Genomic DNA, 16,671 nt, shown 5'->3' with positions numbered 1-16,671 from the left:
TTGGCGCTTTCCAGATTGATATCATTGCCTGCAATGAGCGCAATATCACCGCGACCACCGGACAGCGTGCCATCTGCATTGTAACCGGCACTGATCTGAGCGCCAACGGCATTGATATCGCGCCCGGCTTCAACAATGACCGTATCGCCCGCACGAATTGTCGTTGGAACCGGTGTGGAGGACGATCCTTCAGCGCTGTTCTTCTGATACTGGAAACCGATACCGATGGACGTCTGCAGGAGTGGGCCACTCTGCTGAAATCCATCGTTCCACTTCTGACCATCCGTCAGTGCATCGTAGGCATATTTGCCGTTGACCCCGGCAATTGTCGCCATGGCAATAGAATTGGCTGCATTGCCATCGCCAACCTTCTTTGCCGCGTCATAGGCATTTCCAACAGCTTTTGCTGCCTGAGACGAAACCGTTGCAGTTATACCAGCAAATAGTTCCTCATGCATGGTCTCGTAGTTGGTCTTGTCCTGTGCCGAGAGCAGATTGACATCACGTTCCGCCAGAATATCGACCGTGGAGCCTGCCTCGACCTGTGCAGCCTGAAGATTGGCATCACGGCCTGCCGTGATAATCACATCGCGGCCTGCACTTAGCGACGAGGTGGCGTTGGTCTCTGCACCCTGACGTGTCTCGGTTTTGGAAGAACCGTAACCGATGCCGATGGAGGCTGAACCGTTGCCGGAACTGAACTGAATGCCGATGCCTGAGCGCTTTTCCTTGTCTTCGGAAGCATAGCTTTCAGCGCCCGGCAGGATGTTGACATCACGCGCCGCTTCAAGCGCGATATCGCCGCAGTCCTCGCAGGACTTGCCAGCTGCAACATGGCTGCCGATGATATTGACATCACTCTCACGGGCCTTGATCGAAACATCATTGCCAGCTGAAAGCGAAGAACCGACATTGGCCACGACATCGGTATCGCTACTCTTTTCCTCCTTGCCCCAGATGGAGAAGAACCCGCCACCTGAACCGGCACCGAGACCAGACTTCTTCTTGCTCTGGTCCAGATCGTGCGCTTCCTGCGCGCCAACCCGCTTCTTTCAGTTACCGACTGCCTCAACTCATTGACGCATTTATTCATCGCATTGGCGGGATAGATGCTGTCTTTCGTGTCAAATGATGCGGTCAAACGGGTGCCATTATCCATTTCAAGGATTTCAGCTTCAGCGGTTCCACGTCCGGCAAAACGCAAATTAACCGCCGTGTCGCCGTTGAAACGCTCGTCAACAGAGTAAATCACAGCTGCCACGGGGTCGGTTTCCGAATTTACAGTCTTGGCGACAGCAGAAGTCGTGGTGTAATCGCCATTGCCCATTCTGAAGCTGAAATTCAGGCTCTGGCTCGGCTCTGACAACTCTTGCCCGATACGCCCGTCAACTCGATTGAAGTGCAGTGCCAACGTGGAATATTGGGAAATGCGCCCATTATCGATCCGCATTCCAACGTTGTAAAACAAGCCCACCTTCTTAAAAACGTCCGTCGTTATCATCTTGCAGACATGCTCATTCGGGTCTGATGCCGACCGGTCGAGATATACTTCCCAGCCAGCCTCATTCATATAGACCTGCCTTTCAGCAGCAAATGCTGATGCACCGATGAGATTGGCCAGAACAAAGCCGCCCAAGAACGATACGGATCGAACCAAACGCATTCCAAACTCCAGATTCTTGCAGATTTAACGTGGACCTTAAGAGAAGCGGATTTTCACTTCTTCCATCAGCTGATTGATCTTCTTCGCTGTCGATTTTCGTTCTGAAATCAGAGCGATATAGAAAAACACGATCAAGACCGCACAGAACCAATATTCAATCGGGTTCACGACAAGGCAAAGAAAGCCGCCAATCATCAAGAGCATGGCCACATAGCCCATCAGCTGGAATTTCGGCCTTCCCCATAGCTTAACGATCAAAGCGTCATCCGAGGATGATTGAACTGTCGAAACAGCTTTGAACCCCCACGGTCGAATGATCGATCCACCCGAATAATTCGTGCGGGTCGCGTCTTTCTGTTTCGCCCTCACTTTCGAGAAAACTTCCGCAAACCGCTCCTGAAGGAATTCATTCACCCCTTCCCGCTCAGCATTCCGGATTTTTACCAGTGTATTTACCGTTTCCGCCATGTTGCCCTCCGCCTTAGCAAAACCCGATTCTGAATATTTTCAGGTCGTAAATTACGGGTATTCCTATAACGTGGCCGATCTAATGGCAACGGTGTTTCGTCTGCCAATGGAGATTCTAGAATTATTAGCAATTAATCTGAGGCGCATTCGCGTTGCTCGCGGCATATCGCAGGACGACCTTGCATTGATTTCAGGCGTAGAACGCGCCTACACGGGTCGTCTTGAAAGAGGAGCGATGAACCCAACAGTTAAAACGCTTGCCAAGTTGGCAACAGCGTTGGAATGCAGTGTTGCGGATTTTTTTGCAGAGCCGGATGAAGAGGCATTGTTAAGAAACAACCTGCGACCGGGACGCAGAGGCCAAACCGACATCAAAGAATAATTTCCGCCGCCTTCGGGAATACCGTTCGATCATACTGAGAACTTTAAAAGCCAGAAAACTCATTGGAGAGGCTGGCTTGGCGATACAAGCCGTGGTACAAAATGCCGGTTCGATAGGGAAAACCGAATAAGCTTTTTCAATAGCTTACAGAATATAGAAACCAAAATGGAGTCCTTCGCCCGCTCCAGTTTTCCGATCAGATAGGCAACAAAATCCCGGCTTTGCCCGGGATTTTTGCTTTTAAGGCGTATTTTGCATCAGCTAAGTTCCACGGTTTGCCAGTGCGGATTACCGCAGGATCACGAGTTCAGCCGACTTGGAACCAATCGCCGGCTGAACCCTTAACTTGCTAAAAGTGCAGCGTGTCAGGTCACCACGTTTTCTTCGTAAGTCTTTTTCACCCCCGGCACACAAAGGCAGGCTGGCACGATCAGAACGGCGATAAGCATCATCGCTACAAAAGTTGCGTGCAGGGCATGTTGAAGCGCTAGCCGAAGCTCCTGCTGATCTATCAACATCTCCGCGCCATTCAACAGATCCCGAAGTTGGTCTGACGTAATCGCTTCGCCATGATTGGCGTTGGCAAGACCATAGGTCAGCACCGCACCGAGAATGGCTGCTCCGAGCGTACTGCCCAAATTGCGCGAGAAGACGTTTGATGCCGTGGCGCTGCCGCGCTCCGACCAACTCACACTATCCTGTGTCAGGATGAGCGCCCCAATGTTGAGCAGCCCCATGCCGAAACCCATGATCAGAGAACCGGTTCCAGCCAGTGTGGCTGAACTTGATGGAGTCAGCATGACAAGCAGGAAGGTGCCAATCGGAATGCAGATGCTTCCGGCGATCATGATCGGGCGTAATCCGAACCGCGTGAACTGCCGTGATGCGATCGTGGCACCGCACGGCCAGCCCAGCAACAACATGGTCAGGGCAAAGCCCGCGACCACAGGAGAACGGTCGAGAACTGTCTGTACATACATCGGCAGGAATGTCGTCAGCCCCATGATCGACATACTGGCCAGAAAAACCGCCAGATTGGAGAAAGCGATAGGACGTTTCAGCCACAGGTCCGGTGCGACCATAGGCTCCTTCGTGCGACGTTCCTGCCAGATGAAGGCAATCAGCGAAAGAGCAAAGAGAATGAACGCCAGAATTCCCTCGAGCGAAACCGCGCTCTCCATCAGGGTGAGCGCAATCATCAGGGAGGAGATGGAGACGGCGAAAAGTGCTGCGCCAAGCACATCGATCGATACCGGCTTTGTCCGCTTCTCCTCATGAAGAAAGAGAAGAAAGCCCGATGCCGCCAGAATACCGACCGGCACATTAATCCAGAATACCCAGGCCCAGCTCAAATTGTGAATGATGAGACTGCCAAGCAACGGACCGACAACGGCTGACAATGCCCAGACGCTGGCAAGATATCCCTGAACCTTGCTGCGCTGCACTCCGGGGAAGAGATCTGCCACCACGGTCATCGCCGCAGGCTGGATCGCCCCTGCCCCAATGCCCTGCAATAGCCGGAAAACAATCATCGAAGGCATAGACCACGCAAAGCCGGCCAGCACCGAAGCCGTCAGGAACAGTGCAATACCAAAAACAAGCACCGGCTTGCGCCCGTAAATGTCGGCCAGTTTGCCAAACACGACTGTCGTTGCTGTCTGTGTCAAAAGAAATGACGAGAAAACCCAGGAGTAGAGATTGAGCTGGCCCAGCTGCGCCGCGATCTGCGGCATTGCGGTCGACACAATCGTTGCCTCGACGGCGATCATGGCCATGCTTGCCATAATCGCGGCAACAACAAGCCCGCGATGAGAATGTTTTTCTGTCATGGATTGCCTTCAGACCAGAACCGGTCGTCGTTGAGGGAAGCCTCCTCGCCTCCGACGTGTTTCTTAGACCTGCCCGATCACCATCGCAATAGGTTGCCCGTCCCGGCGAGTACACATTGTTGCTACCTCAAGACCATCGGGCTCACTCAATCGACGGAAATGATCAGGCTGCTTGTTTTAGCGCACAACTTATCGGAAAACCGCTTCACACTTTGCAGAAACGCCTAACCTCTTGGAGAATGACCATGACAAACAGCACACCGCCCTATTTTCTGGAGGATACGGACGAAAGCGAAATCTCTTCCGATGTCGCAGGCATCGGCAATCTTCTGGTAACCACCCATATCCCCATCCGGGCAGACGGCTCCATGGAAACCGGCGACATAACCGTCCAAAGCGAATGCACGCTGAACAGCCTCAAAGCATCGCTCGAAAAGGCAGGCAGCAGTCTGGCGAATGTCATTCACCTGACGATCTATCTGACTGACATCAATGAACGCCCCGCCTTCAACGAAGTTTATCTGCGCTTTTTCAAAAAGCCTTTTCCGGTTCGTTGCGCGGTCGGCGTCGCCGGGCTCGCCACGCCTGAAATGCGGGTCGAAGTCACGGCAATGGCCGTGCGCAATCAATAAGTTACGGAGCGGACGATCAGACGGTTTCGTTCAGCATATCCGGGCGTCGCGCACGAGCGACCCCGAGCTCAAGCAGGCTTCAGCGCACATTCTGCAAGAATTGCATATCATCATGCGCTAATTTCATAACCTACTTCTTTGGGCTGCCTAGCCGTTGCTTCCGGGTTTATGCAATGCTCATGCATCAAACCAGAGGAGGGGTTCGATAAAATGAAAAAAATCATAACAATAATGGGTATCGCAGGCGCTATTCTGGCTACCGGATTCTCTGCCTATGCGGGAGAGACGCTGGATCGCGTCATGGAAAAAAAGGCCATGGTTGTCGCGACCAATGCTGGCTGGCCGCCCCAGAGCTTTCTGGATGATTCCAACAAGTTGGTAGGCTTCGACGTGGACGTGGCCAACGAGATCGGCAAGCGTCTTGGCGTCACCGTTTCCTTCGAAACGCCAGACTGGGCAACATTGACAGGTGGTCGTTGGCAGGGTCGTTATGACGTTGGCGTCGGATCGGTCACGCCAACCAAAGCCCGCGCTAACGTCATCGATTTTGCTGGCATCTACTACTACAGCCCCTATGTCTATGTCGTTCATAAGGACAGCGCGGCAAAATCTGTCGCCGACCTCAAAGGCAAAATCATCGGTGTCGAGACTGCAACGACTTCCGAAGATTACGCTCGTCGGCAGTTGGAAATCGACGCCCCCGGCCTTCCCCCGATTGAATACAAGCTCGAACCAGGCGAAATTCGCACTTTCGCAGATTCCATGCTGCCATTCGACGATCTGAGACTGGGTGATGGCGTCCGCATCGATGCAATCATCGCTCCAGAGCAAACGGCACAGAACGCCATCAAGAATGGCTATCCCGTAAAGATTATCGAAGGTGAATACGCTTTCCGTGAGCCGTTGGTGGTTATTGCCGAAAAAAACGATCCAGACTGGACAGCCAAGATTGGCGAAATCATCAAGCAGATGAAGTCTGACGGTACTTTGGCGACACTCACTGCAAAGTGGTACGGCAAAGACTACAGCGCCGACTGATATTACCCTTACATCAATATTGAAATGAGCCATCGTGACGATGGCTCATCCGATATGCTTTTCCTGGTGTTGCGATGACTTATCCGGCCACTTACTACAGCCAAACAAAGGCGGACGATTTCGCGCGTCCAACGCTTGAACGCGAAACAACAGCAGATGTCGCAGTGATTGGCGGCGGACTTGCAGGCTTGTCGGCCGCGTTGCAGATGTCGCGAGCTGGCAAGAAAGTCGTTGTCCTGGAAGCTGAAAGCATCGGCTTTGGCGCATCCGGACGCAATGGTGGATTTGTCAGCCCCGGCTTCGCGTCCGGTGGCGATGACATTGCTGCCCGCACGGGCAAGACGGTTGCCAAAACACTTCATGAACTATCGATCGAAGGCGTCGGTTTTGTTCGACAGAACATTGACACGCTGAAGATTGAAGAAGCCCAACTCATTCCCGGCATTATGAGCGTGCGCCGGTATGACGACGGTGAAAGCCTGAAACATTATGCCGAAGCGCTTCAACGTGATTATGGCTACAGAATAGATTTTCACTCAACGGCTGAAACGCGCAATATTCTGAATTCCAAACGCTATTTCCAATCGGTCTATGATCCCAATGCGTTTCATATCCATCCGCTGAACTATTTACGGGCGCTCGGTCGCGAGATAGAGCGGCTCGAGGGGCGGATATTCGAGCACAGCCGCGTGCTCCAATTGCTCCACCACAATGATGGCAAGCTTATAAAAACAGCCCAGGGACAGGTCAAAGCGGGCAAAGTACTGATCACCACTGGTGGCTACACCGACGGGCTCGTCAGCCAGATCAGACGGGCCTATCTGCCCATTGCCACCTATGTGATGGTGAGCGAAGAAGCGCCCGAATTGATCGCGTCGGCGATCCGTACCACGGCCGCGATTGGTGATAACCGTCGTGCCGGTGACTACTACCGTGTAATCGACGGTGGTCGCAGGCTTTTATGGGGCGGACGCATTACGACGAGAGCAGCCGATACGCCCGGTGTAGTCCGTGAATTGCGCAACGAAATGGTTGGAACCTATCCTCAGCTTGCTTCACTGAAGACAGAGTTGGCATGGTCGGGCCTGATGTCCTACGCCAGACACTTGATGCCCCAGATCGGTCAATTGGACCGCGCTACATGGTACTGCACAGCCTTCGGGGGGCACGGGCTGAACACAACCGCGATCGGCGGAAAGATCGTGGCCGAAGCCATTTGCGGACAGAGTGACCGCTACAAACTCTTCGAAAAATTCGGGCTGGTCTGGGCCGGAGGCGCTGCAGGTCTTGCAGCCGCCCAGCTAACCTATTGGAAACTGCAGATGCAGGATTGGCTTGCGGAGCGAAAGGCAAGCTGACAGGGGAGAGAACATGCTCGGGAGGTTTTTTCTAACGCGGCCCGAGGCCGCTAAACGTACTGTCCAGATAGCGTTCTTTGTTATCCTGACAGCACTCTTCTGTTTCATGAATATCCGGTTCTCCGGCATAACAAACTGGCTTGGCATCGACCCGAAAGCCGCAAAAGCCGGTTTCACCAAGGCGACGCTAATCTCCTCGATACTGCTTAGTATCGTCATCTTCGCGAATTGGAGCTTCCTGAGACTTTTTCCGCGTTGGGCGCAGATCACGGCAATATGGCTGGAACTGTTCCTGCTGCTGATGATCTTCTTCTATTCATTCGATCTCTCATTTGATTTTATCGCAAGAAAGATCGGATTTCTGATCAGCCAGGGTGTCGTCACGACGCTTTATATTTCCGCAGCCTCGATATTCTTCGCAACCATTCTGGCGCTGATCGGTGCGGTGGCCAAGCTTTCTAAGAATGGCCTCATCTACGGCCTGGCGACGTTCTACACTTCGCTTTTTCGTGGCCTGCCATTGTTGATGCAGATCTACATTATCTACCTTGGACTGCCGCAGGTGGGCTATGTCATCGGACCTATTCCCGCCGGCATTCTGGCGCTGTCCCTATGCTACGGCGCCTATATGACGGAAATCTTCCGCGCAGGCATCGAGAGCATTCCCCGCGGGCAGCAGGAGGGCGCATATGCGTTGGGCCTTGGGCCCTCGCAAACCATGTGGCTGGTCACCCTTCCTCAAGCAATGCGCATCATTATTCCCCCAACCGGCAACCAGTTCATCGCGATGCTCAAGGACTCGTCTCTAGTCTCCGTCATCGGCGTTTGGGAACTCATGTATCTTGCCCGCACCCAAGGTCAGACCGAGTTCCGGCACATCGAAATGCTCATCACCGCATCGATGATCTATTGGGCCCTGTCCATCGTTCTGGAATACGGTCAGGCCAAACTCGAAGCTCGCTTCAAGCGTTCCATCGCGCGTTAAGCGCGATGGAAATCCACTTCTCATTCAGTCGCCCGATAAGGGGGACATGCTGATAAATGACAAGCAGAGCGACCATGGACAAGCGTCACGAAATTCTGTTCGAGCCGATCAAGATTGGCCCCGTTACGACGAAGAACCGCTTTTATCAGGTTCCGCATTGTAGCGGCATGGGTCATCGTTATCCCGAGCACGATCTGCGGCTGCGTGAAATGAAAGCGGAGGGCGGCTGGGGTGTCGTTTCCACACAGGAAACCGAAATCCATCCGACGTCAGATATCACGCCATCCAATCAGGGCCGCATATGGGACGAGAAAGACGCTGACCGTCTCCAGAAGCTGACTGAGGCCGTCCACCAGCATGGTAGTCTCGCTGCAATCCAGCTTGTGCATAATGGTATCCACGTCTCCAACCGTTTGACCAGACTGGCGCCGCTCGGTCCCATGGACATGATTGTCGATGTGGAGGACCCAGTTCAGGCAAGAGCCATGGACAAGGCTGACATCGCCCGGTTTCGCAAATGGCATCGCGATGCCGCACTTCGCGCCAAACGGGCCGGTTTCGATATTATCTATGTCTATGCGGGTCACGACATGACCTTACTGCAGCATTTTCTGCTGCAACGCTACAATACCCGCACGGATGAATATGGCGGGTCGTTCGAAAACCGCTTGCGATTGTTCCGCGAGGTTCTGGCCGATACGCGCGATGCTGTCGGCGACAAATGCGCGATTGCAGTCCGCTTTGCGGTCGAGGAGTTTCTGGGCGACCAGGGCATCCAGCACAATGGCGAAGGTCGGGACGTCATTGCCGCTCTTGCCGATGAACCCGATCTTTGGGATGTAAACCTGTCCGGCTGGTCCAACGACAGCCAGACGTCGCGCTTTTCACAGGAGGGCTTTCAGGAGCCTTACATCTCATTTGTAAAATCACTCACCAGCAAACCAGTTGTGGGCGTTGGTCGCTATACCTCGCCGGATACTATGGTGCAGGCAATCCGCTCCGGTGTTTTGGACCTCATCGGCGCAGCCCGTCCGTCAATCGCCGATCCATTTCTGCCCGAGAAAATTCGGAGCGGTCGCATCGATGACATTCGCGAATGCATTGGCTGCAATATATGCACGGCCAGCGACAACACCGTTGCACCATTGCGATGCACGCAAAACCCGACAATTGGCGAAGAAGCACGCAAGGGCTGGCACCCAGAGAAAATCGGCAGGCTGCAGACCACCGAGAAAGTTTTGGTGGTCGGCGGAGGACCAGCCGGTCTGGAAGCCGCTCGCGCCATGGCCGAGCGCGGTGCAGAAGTCATCGTAGCCGAAAAGCATACCCATTGGGGTGGGCGCGTCACGGAGGAATCTGCCCTCCCCGGGCTGGCAAGCTGGGCGCGTGTTCGCGATTGGCGCATGATGCAATTGCAGCGCGCGACCAATGTGGAGATGTATCTCGACAGCCAACTCGATGCAGACGAGATTCTGACTTACGGAATCCCGCATGTGGTGCTGGCCACCGGAGCGCACTGGCGCGCGGATGCAGTCGGTCGCTCGCATCGGCAACCTCCGGAAACACTGGAAGGACGCACGCTGAGCGTCGACGCTATCCTGAAAGACAAAACATCACTCGATGCGTGCCGCGGACCTCTGGTGATATTTGATGATGATCGCTACTACCTCGGATCAGTTCTGGCCGAGCTGGCCGTGAGCCGCGGTATTGATACGACATTGGTTACGCCAGCGCCGATCGTGGCTCCCTGGACGGAACACACGCTTGAACAATCAAAAATTCAAACAAGATTGATTGAGCTGGGTGTCAGGATAATCCCGCTGCATAAGCTCGCAAGACAAACATCGGACAGTCTGTCGGTCGCATGTGTCTATTCCGGCAGGGAAACCGAGATTCCATGCAGCACACTGGTACCAGTGACCAGCCGCCATCCCAACAACACGCTGCAAGCTGCTTTGGAAGCCCGCAAAAATGACTGGCAAGATGCGGGCGTGATATCCGTCACGGCGATTGGCGACTGTTACGCACCATCTATCATCGCGGCTGCGGTCTACAGCGGCCATTATTACGCCCGTAATTTTGGCGCACAGGCCCCGGAAAATATGGATATGTATCGATAAAGACCCATCCGGTCGGCCAGCGTTCTGTTGATAGGCGAGGCTCGAACAGGTGTAACGGCGCAGGCGTTCGGACCGTTAAACAACAGCTATCAACGGGTGGCTCCTGTGACCTTTAGTCTGGACGAACCAAGAGCTTGAATCTGACTCACCATGGCATGCGATTGGTCTCGCATCGCCGATGGTGTCATGCCGAAGTGCTGGCGAAACACCCGATTGAAATAGGAAAGATCGCCAAAGCCGACCTCATAGGCAATTGAACTGATAGAGCGATTGTTCTGTCGTGAAACACGCAGTCGGGCCATATCCAGTCGACGCTCAAGCACGTAACGGGAGAACGTCGTATTCTCAGCCTGAAAAAGCTTTTGGACCTGACGGGCAGTAACGCCAAACCTTGCGGTAACCGTACCAAGATCGAAGGTTGCATCCGACAGACCAGTCTCGATGAAAGCTTTGATCTGCGAAAGGTTTCGACCTGAGCGATGTTTACGGTGATCGTCCCGGAGAAACTCCAGAACCATTGGCAACACCTGTCGGAAGTGCGCCGCGATCATCTCGGCTTCGCCGGGCGCGTGCGCGCCTCGCATGAGCAGATAGGCACCATGCGTAATAAGGAGCTTTAATGGTGGATAGGCCTTCGGTATTGGGCGCATCAAAAAGTTTTTCACGGCCTGTTTTGAGACAGGAAAATAGCTCACAGGCAAACGTCCACAATCGACACGTCCGCCTTCAGGGAGCCACCATTCATACGCCTTGTCCGGCGACAGAAAAACTACGTCACCCGGCAACAGGTTCAATGTCTCACCGGATTGTCGGATGCGAAGCGGTCCTTCCATGCTTCGCACCATAAGCAATTGATCGGCCGAGCATCCGCCTTTACCCCGGATCAATATCTCGCAACTCGGAAAATAGCAGGTCATGATCCGGAGCGGATCTACCGAGCAGTAAATACCCCGGACAGCACCCTGTGCAGTTGCGCCTACGACCAGCGAGACATCTCCCACAATCTCAGTGAGCGCCGAAGCACAGAGTTTGCAGTCGGTTTCATTCCCGATATCGGCAATATGAAAGTGCTGCGGAACTATCGTTTCGATCTGCTTAGACGGAATCATGATGCATCCTTGCAACACGGGTAAATGACCAACGGTCAGTTCGTCCTGGTCCTATCAATTTTCGCCAGAAACCAAGCCGAACGCACAGGCCACCCTATAAAGTTGACAATAATAATCTAGTTTAAACGACTTTCGCGGAGACGGCCAGTCCTGTCTCCGTCGAATGAAGGCGGGACGACAAAAGGAGACCTTCATGGATCACCCTCATGACCGGGCACCATGTCCTTTGCGTCCAGGGGCGACTGTAACGGACTGATGGAAAACCGACGCCAAGGATTGGCCATCCATCGGATTCCATTGACTATTCTCACTCGGGGAAAAACATGAACAGGCAATTCATAGTTCTGCTGCTCTCAGGCTGCGGATTTACGACGGCAGCGTTTGCACAGGAAACTACAGGCAACGACGCAGGGGTTACGCGACTGGACCAGATTATCATCACCGCCGGACGCAATGAGAGCTCAATTGCCGCCGTTGCTCAATCCGTTCAGGTGATTGATCGGGAACAAGTCGAAGAAGCGATGCGAATCTCGCCGAATGCCAGCGACTTGATTTCGCGCCTGGTTCCCGGTTTCGCACCAAGCAACCAGACCATATCCGGCGCGTCGGAAACATTTCGTGGTCGCAGCGTTCTGATCATGGTGGACGGCGTGCCCCGCAACACACCACTGCGCGACCTGTCACGCATCCTGTCGATGATCGATCTCAATTCTGTTGAACGCATTGAGGTCGTGAACGGAGCTTCAAGCCTCTACGGTGCCGGCGGGACAGGCGGAACGATCAATTTCATCACCAAGCGGGGCACCAGCGATAAGCCGACCGTCACGGTACGCACCGGCCTTTCCGGCTACACGGAAAACCTTGGCAAATCGACCGCGCCTGAAACGAGCATCTCCATTGAGGGTCGAAAAGACAAACTCGACTATTACTTCTCCGGAACCGGCGACTGGACCCGCCGCACCTATGACGGACATGGCAATGAAATGCCATCCGACGCCATGCTTGGACAAGGTGGCGGCGACAGGACGGTCAACGGCAATTTCTTCGGTATCGTAGGCTATGAAAGCGGTCCGCGCCGGTTTGAAGTCAGCTTTGACTGGACCTACGCCAAGCAGAAGCCGGAATGGTTCACCAACTACACGACGAACCCGGTTTCACCGAGATTCGGTTCAGCCTACACCGGCGAACCGCTTCGCGAGGATTCCAAGTATCTGACTGCAAAATATACCGATCAGGATTTTGCGCTCGGCAATCTCGAAGTGAAGGCTTTCTATAACAAGATCTTCAAACAGTCCCCGTTCACCGAACTTTCGGCTGTGAACACTCAGGTCTATTATTCGGGAAATCCCCGACAGCCGACCGCATGGTTCAACCAGTCGAAATATGACTTCGACCGGACAGGCGTGAACATGACCATCACGACACCGATGGATTTCATCACCAATGGCAGCAAGCTGACCTGGGGCGTCGACTACGCTTACGACAAGGTGGCGCAGACACTGCTGAACGACGAAGATGCTATCGCCCCGATGACGCAGAATTCCATCGCAGCTTTTGCGCAGGCCGAAGTTCCCGTCACGGAACGGTTCCGTTTGCAGGGCGGCGCGCGTTTCGATCAGTTCTACCTCGATGTGAATGATTTCACGCGGCCTACAGCAGTTGCCTGGCCTGCGCGGTCACTGGCGAATATCTATCCGGCGATCAGCGTTCTTGGTGGTTCGTTTGACTACAACGCATGGACCTTCAACGCTGGAGCCGTGTACGACGTTACGGAAGAGGTGCAGGCCTTCGGTAATTTCTCGCAAGGCTACAGCCTAACGGATATTGGCGCATTTACACGCCGCGCGGGTGTCAATTCACTTGCAGAAATCTGTGATGCCTACGGCTCGATAGCTGCCATCTATGGCTGCCGCGGCACGCCTGACTACACGATCAGCTATGCCGACATCGCGCCAAAGCCTCAGCTGGTCAACACTTATGAAGTGGGTCTGCGCGGCGATTGGGGCGATCTTCGCAGCACTGTGAGCAGCTATATTTCCACCTCCAAGGATGGTGTGAACTATGATATCGCGGCAAACCGCGTAAGCCAGCAGAAGGAACGCATCTGGGGCGTGGAGGCACGAGCCGACTACGACATCAATTCGATGTTCACCATCGGCGGTCTGGTTGCCTATCAGGAAGGCAAATATGACGCCAACCGGGATGGCAGCATCGGTTCGGACGAATACCTTCCCAATAACCGTATTCCAACCACATGGAAGGGGCTTGCCTATACCACGGTGTCGTTCGAAGGCGGGTACAAGGTCCGGGGGGAAGTTGAATATTTCTCGGGTCGCGACCGTATCAAGGGTCAGCAGATAGACGACGCTACATTGGTGAATATGGCGTTCTCGAAAACCTTCGAGAACGGCAGCGAAGCAAGCCTCGCCGTCCGCAACGTCTTCGACACCTATTATATCAACCCCACGGCAACAGCCACGCGTAACGCACCTGTCGCAGGGCTGGGGCGCAGCGTTTTCCTTTCCTATAAAGTGACGTTCTAGGGCAGAGCCGGGCGATGAAGATGCTTTTCAGCACCACGGCCTGCCTAGCAGGCCAACACTCTCACAAGGGCAATCGATGATGACGATTGCCCCCTCTTCCATCGCCCGCCCCTCATCACGGACACGGTTGTTCTGTGTCCTTGCAGGGCTCTATCTGGCTCAGGGCATTCCGACCTATCTGTTTGCTGCCGCCCTGCCTCCCATCTTGCGGGAACAGGATGTGTCACGCACCGCTATCGGCATGTTTTCCATTCTGCTTCTGCCCATGGTCCTGAAGTTTGCATGGGCGCCTTTGGTCGACCGTTTCAGGCCATGGGCACGTTCTCACCGGGCTGGCTGGGTTGTGCTTACGCAAAGCGGGATCATCGCAGCCATATTGTGCCTCATCCCGCTGGGACCAGATAACGTCATCGGAATTTTCATTGTCGGTTTCATTGCCTCTCTTTTGCTTGCCACTCAGGACATAGCGACCGATGGCTATGCTGCAAAATATCTCGACGAGGCAGACAGACCTCTCGGCAACGCCATCCAGGGCGGTGCGGTCGCTTTCGGCGTTCTGATCGGCGGAACGCTGGGACTGGTTCTTTATCACCACGCAGGCTGGGCGATCATGCTTGGCACGATTGCATTTCTTTCGCTCATTCCTTTGATCGCCGCCTTATCGATGCGGGAAAACGACCCCGCACCTTTGCTCGACGGGCGGGCTCTTTCACGTCCCTCGATCATGCATTTCCTACGCCGCGCCGAAGCACGGCAGATCCTGTGGATTGCACTGATCTATCGAGCAAGCGAAGGGCTGATGAAAGCCATGGAGGGACCCTATCTGGTGGATGCCGGCGTTCCACTCAACGTGATCGGCTATCTGTCAGGTGCCGCCGCCGCAACCGCAGGCATTGCCGGTTCTGCCATCGCCGCCGTTCTTCTTCGTCGCAACGGTGTCGCCGCAGTGCTTGGGCTTCTGGGGAGCTTGAGAACAATCTGCTTTCTACTGTTCACCCTGCATGCTTTCGGCGCACTGGGCGGAATTTGGCCGCTTTACGGGGCATCGGCATTTCAGACGATCATCCGGTACATGGAGATCGTTGCGCTCTACAGCCTTTTCATGAGCGTCACCTCACCTGATCAGCCTGGAACTGATTTTACGATCCTCGCCTGCGCACAGATTGTTGTCTATCTGGCTGGTTCTATGGTTTCAGGCATCCTTGCAGATCGTCTGGGCTACGGCCCTCTCTTCGCTCTGGCAGCAGCGCTTTCGGGGCTGGCCGTTCTCGCCACGATTAGGATGCTCAAGACACTACCGAGGGCAGACGTTGATGCCATTGGCAGGCGGTCGTCATGATCCAGCATCGCTCTTGTTCTTCATGTATTTCGGACCTTCATCGAGAAGGCGAGAAGCGCTGCCATGCCAGCAAGGATCGCGCTGACAAAAAGCGGTGCCTGCGCAGAGACTGTGAAAAGATAGCCGCCGGAGATCGCGCCCGCTCCCTGGCCAAGTACGTGAGCACTTGCAAGCCAACCAGCCGCAGCCCCCTGTTCTCCCTGTTTCATCCGTCCGGTGAGCCATCCAAGATAGTTGGGCGTGGCAATCGCCATTCCTACCCCGGCCATCACCAGTCCGCAGAGATTCACATATGCGAGGGGTACCGCCACGAGCAGGACACCAGCAGCCAGCAGAACTGTACCGAGGATAACGCAGGTTCTATTGTCGAGCCGCAACCGGGGAATGACCAGTATCTGCGTCGCGATCATCGCAAGCGCCACGACGATCAGCGTGATCCCCGCAGCAGCGGTCGCCTCGGCCGGACCGACGGCAAGATGCAGTTGCAGCAGCGGTCCGAGGATCATCTGAACATGTCCGAAGGACATCGTGACCAGAAATCCAAGTCCGAGGAATGGCAGCAGGCGTCCGTCGAGTGGAGAAAGATATGCCCGACTATCGGAACGCGGACCAGCTTTGCCGACAGTGTCGTTTGCAGCAGGCGCCAGCAGGAGACTGAGCGGACTTGCAACGAGCAGCATAAGTGGCAGAAGCGGCATGACACTGGCGGTCACCGCCGCAGCCGAACCCAGAATGCGGCCAATGCTGAGCCCGGCGCTGAGCCGTGCCAAGGCAACGGTGCGCTCCTTTTGCGGCAACAATCCGGAAATCCAGGCTTGAGCAATCGGCATAATTCCAGCGGATGCCGCCCCATAGACGAGGCGCGATACTACGAGCAAACCGAGAGCCGGCACATAGGGCAGTGGACCCGCCACCATCAGCGCCAGAAAGATGAGTTGCGCCAGCAGAAGTACGCCCCCCAGCCAATACAGAGCGCGACGCGCTCCAATTCGAGCGCCGAGCATTCCACACAAGGGAGCGCTGGCAACGAAGGCCACGGCACCAAGCCCCGCTGTAAGACCGATCTCACCTGTTTGCAGACCCGTCGCAGTCGCGATGAGAGGGACGAGCGCAATGAATGCTGTCTGATTAAAACCGATAGTCGAAACGGCAACCGAAAGACGAGAAGACATTTTAAGCGCCGTATCATCGAAACCCATGGAAAT

Annotated in this window: 13 protein-coding genes; 8 read left to right on the top strand and 5 right to left on the bottom strand. The window is 54.7% G+C overall.

The genetic code is table 11. The annotated features are described in order from the left end of the window. Both KWJ32_RS24840 and KWJ32_RS24835 read right to left on the bottom strand, forming a co-directional pair. Positions 1–920: hemagglutinin repeat-containing protein (locus KWJ32_RS24840; protein WP_256886446.1), on the bottom strand; the 920-nt coding region annotated here is incomplete at its 3' end. Positions 921–1,699: 779 nt separating this feature from the next. Further along, positions 1,700–2,131 (bottom strand): hypothetical protein, encoded by a 432-nt coding sequence (locus KWJ32_RS24835; protein ID WP_012092712.1) that lies wholly within the window; start codon positions 2,129–2,131, stop codon positions 1,700–1,702. Here KWJ32_RS24835 and KWJ32_RS24830 point away from each other — a divergent pair. Beyond that, the gene (locus KWJ32_RS24830) at positions 2,130–2,513 is read left to right on the top strand and encodes a helix-turn-helix transcriptional regulator (RefSeq protein ID WP_235823027.1); all 384 of its coding nucleotides are present in this window, start codon (positions 2,130–2,132) and stop codon (positions 2,511–2,513) included. The genes KWJ32_RS24835 and KWJ32_RS24830 overlap by 2 nt on opposite strands. 365 nt (positions 2,514–2,878) lie before the next feature. Here the strand turns inward: KWJ32_RS24830 and KWJ32_RS24825 are convergent, their stop codons facing one another. After that, positions 2,879–4,342, bottom strand: coding sequence for an MDR family MFS transporter (locus tag KWJ32_RS24825; protein WP_012092710.1), 1,464 nt, complete (start codon positions 4,340–4,342; stop codon positions 2,879–2,881). 245 nt (positions 4,343–4,587) lie between these two features. On the opposite strand from KWJ32_RS24825, the gene KWJ32_RS24820 reads away from it, so the two are divergent. The 5 genes from KWJ32_RS24820 to KWJ32_RS24800 all read left to right on the top strand — a co-directional run bounded on the left by KWJ32_RS24820 (position 4,588) and on the right by KWJ32_RS24800 (position 10,475). Continuing rightward, complete coding sequence (locus KWJ32_RS24820) at positions 4,588–4,974, top strand: RidA family protein (RefSeq protein WP_012092709.1); 387 nt, start codon at positions 4,588–4,590, stop codon at positions 4,972–4,974. Between the two features lie 231 nt (positions 4,975–5,205). Then, entirely contained in the window at positions 5,206–6,012 is an 807-nt protein-coding gene (locus tag KWJ32_RS24815; RefSeq protein WP_010658477.1) for a transporter substrate-binding domain-containing protein, read from the top strand. A gap of 74 nt (positions 6,013–6,086) precedes the next feature. Then, positions 6,087–7,370, top strand: coding sequence for an FAD-binding oxidoreductase (locus tag KWJ32_RS24810; protein ID WP_012092707.1), 1,284 nt, complete (start codon positions 6,087–6,089; stop codon positions 7,368–7,370). Positions 7,371–7,383: 13 nt separating this feature from the next. Further along, the gene (locus KWJ32_RS24805) at positions 7,384–8,355 is read left to right on the top strand and encodes an amino acid ABC transporter permease (protein ID WP_012092706.1); all 972 of its coding nucleotides are present in this window, start codon (positions 7,384–7,386) and stop codon (positions 8,353–8,355) included. A 56-nt stretch (positions 8,356–8,411) separates the two neighbouring features. Then, positions 8,412–10,475, top strand: a complete 2,064-nt coding sequence (locus KWJ32_RS24800; protein WP_012092705.1) for an FAD-dependent oxidoreductase — start codon at positions 8,412–8,414, stop codon at positions 10,473–10,475. 89 nt (positions 10,476–10,564) lie between these two features. Here the strand turns inward: KWJ32_RS24800 and KWJ32_RS24795 are convergent, their stop codons facing one another. Then, positions 10,565–11,584, bottom strand: a complete 1,020-nt coding sequence (locus KWJ32_RS24795) for an AraC family transcriptional regulator (protein ID WP_012092704.1) — start codon at positions 11,582–11,584, stop codon at positions 10,565–10,567. Between the two features lie 323 nt (positions 11,585–11,907). Here KWJ32_RS24795 and KWJ32_RS24790 point away from each other — a divergent pair, with 323 nt between their 5' ends. Then, positions 11,908–14,127: a TonB-dependent receptor gene (locus KWJ32_RS24790; protein WP_012092703.1), complete on the top strand. Its 2,220-nt coding sequence runs from the start codon at positions 11,908–11,910 to the stop codon at positions 14,125–14,127. Between the two features lie 76 nt (positions 14,128–14,203). Then, entirely contained in the window at positions 14,204–15,466 is a 1,263-nt protein-coding gene (locus KWJ32_RS24785) for an MFS transporter (RefSeq protein WP_012092702.1), read from the top strand. A gap of 20 nt (positions 15,467–15,486) precedes the next feature. Here the strand turns inward: KWJ32_RS24785 and KWJ32_RS24780 are convergent, their stop codons facing one another. After that, a complete protein-coding gene (locus KWJ32_RS24780) occupies positions 15,487–16,665 on the bottom strand; it encodes an MFS transporter (RefSeq protein ID WP_012092701.1) in 1,179 nt (392 codons plus the stop codon). Positions 16,666–16,671 lie beyond the last annotated feature (6 nt).

Origin of the sequence: Ochrobactrum sp. BTU2, assembly GCF_024539785.1 — a bacterium.
Classification (GTDB): Bacteria; Pseudomonadota; Alphaproteobacteria; order Rhizobiales; family Rhizobiaceae; genus Brucella; species Brucella anthropi.
The sequence above is the reverse complement of the archived record's forward strand: the minus strand, read 5'-3'. Positions and strand labels throughout refer to the sequence as shown.

Coding starts and splice junctions, on each gene's coding strand:
- KWJ32_RS24830 (WP_235823027.1), top strand. CDS start 2,130: ATGTTGCCCTCCGCCTTAGCAAAACCCGATTCTGAATATTTTCAGGTC.
- KWJ32_RS24835 (WP_012092712.1), bottom strand. CDS start 2,131: ATGGCGGAAACGGTAAATACACTGGTAAAAATCCGGAATGCTGAGCGG.
- KWJ32_RS24825 (WP_012092710.1), bottom strand. CDS start 4,342: ATGACAGAAAAACATTCTCATCGCGGGCTTGTTGTTGCCGCGATTATG.
- KWJ32_RS24820 (WP_012092709.1), top strand. CDS start 4,588: ATGACAAACAGCACACCGCCCTATTTTCTGGAGGATACGGACGAAAGC.
- KWJ32_RS24815 (WP_010658477.1), top strand. CDS start 5,206: ATGGGTATCGCAGGCGCTATTCTGGCTACCGGATTCTCTGCCTATGCG.
- KWJ32_RS24810 (WP_012092707.1), top strand. CDS start 6,087: ATGACTTATCCGGCCACTTACTACAGCCAAACAAAGGCGGACGATTTC.
- KWJ32_RS24805 (WP_012092706.1), top strand. CDS start 7,384: ATGCTCGGGAGGTTTTTTCTAACGCGGCCCGAGGCCGCTAAACGTACT.
- KWJ32_RS24800 (WP_012092705.1), top strand. CDS start 8,412: ATGACAAGCAGAGCGACCATGGACAAGCGTCACGAAATTCTGTTCGAG.
- KWJ32_RS24795 (WP_012092704.1), bottom strand. CDS start 11,584: ATGATTCCGTCTAAGCAGATCGAAACGATAGTTCCGCAGCACTTTCAT.
- KWJ32_RS24790 (WP_012092703.1), top strand. CDS start 11,908: ATGAACAGGCAATTCATAGTTCTGCTGCTCTCAGGCTGCGGATTTACG.
- KWJ32_RS24785 (WP_012092702.1), top strand. CDS start 14,204: ATGATGACGATTGCCCCCTCTTCCATCGCCCGCCCCTCATCACGGACA.
- KWJ32_RS24780 (WP_012092701.1), bottom strand. CDS start 16,665: ATGGGTTTCGATGATACGGCGCTTAAAATGTCTTCTCGTCTTTCGGTT.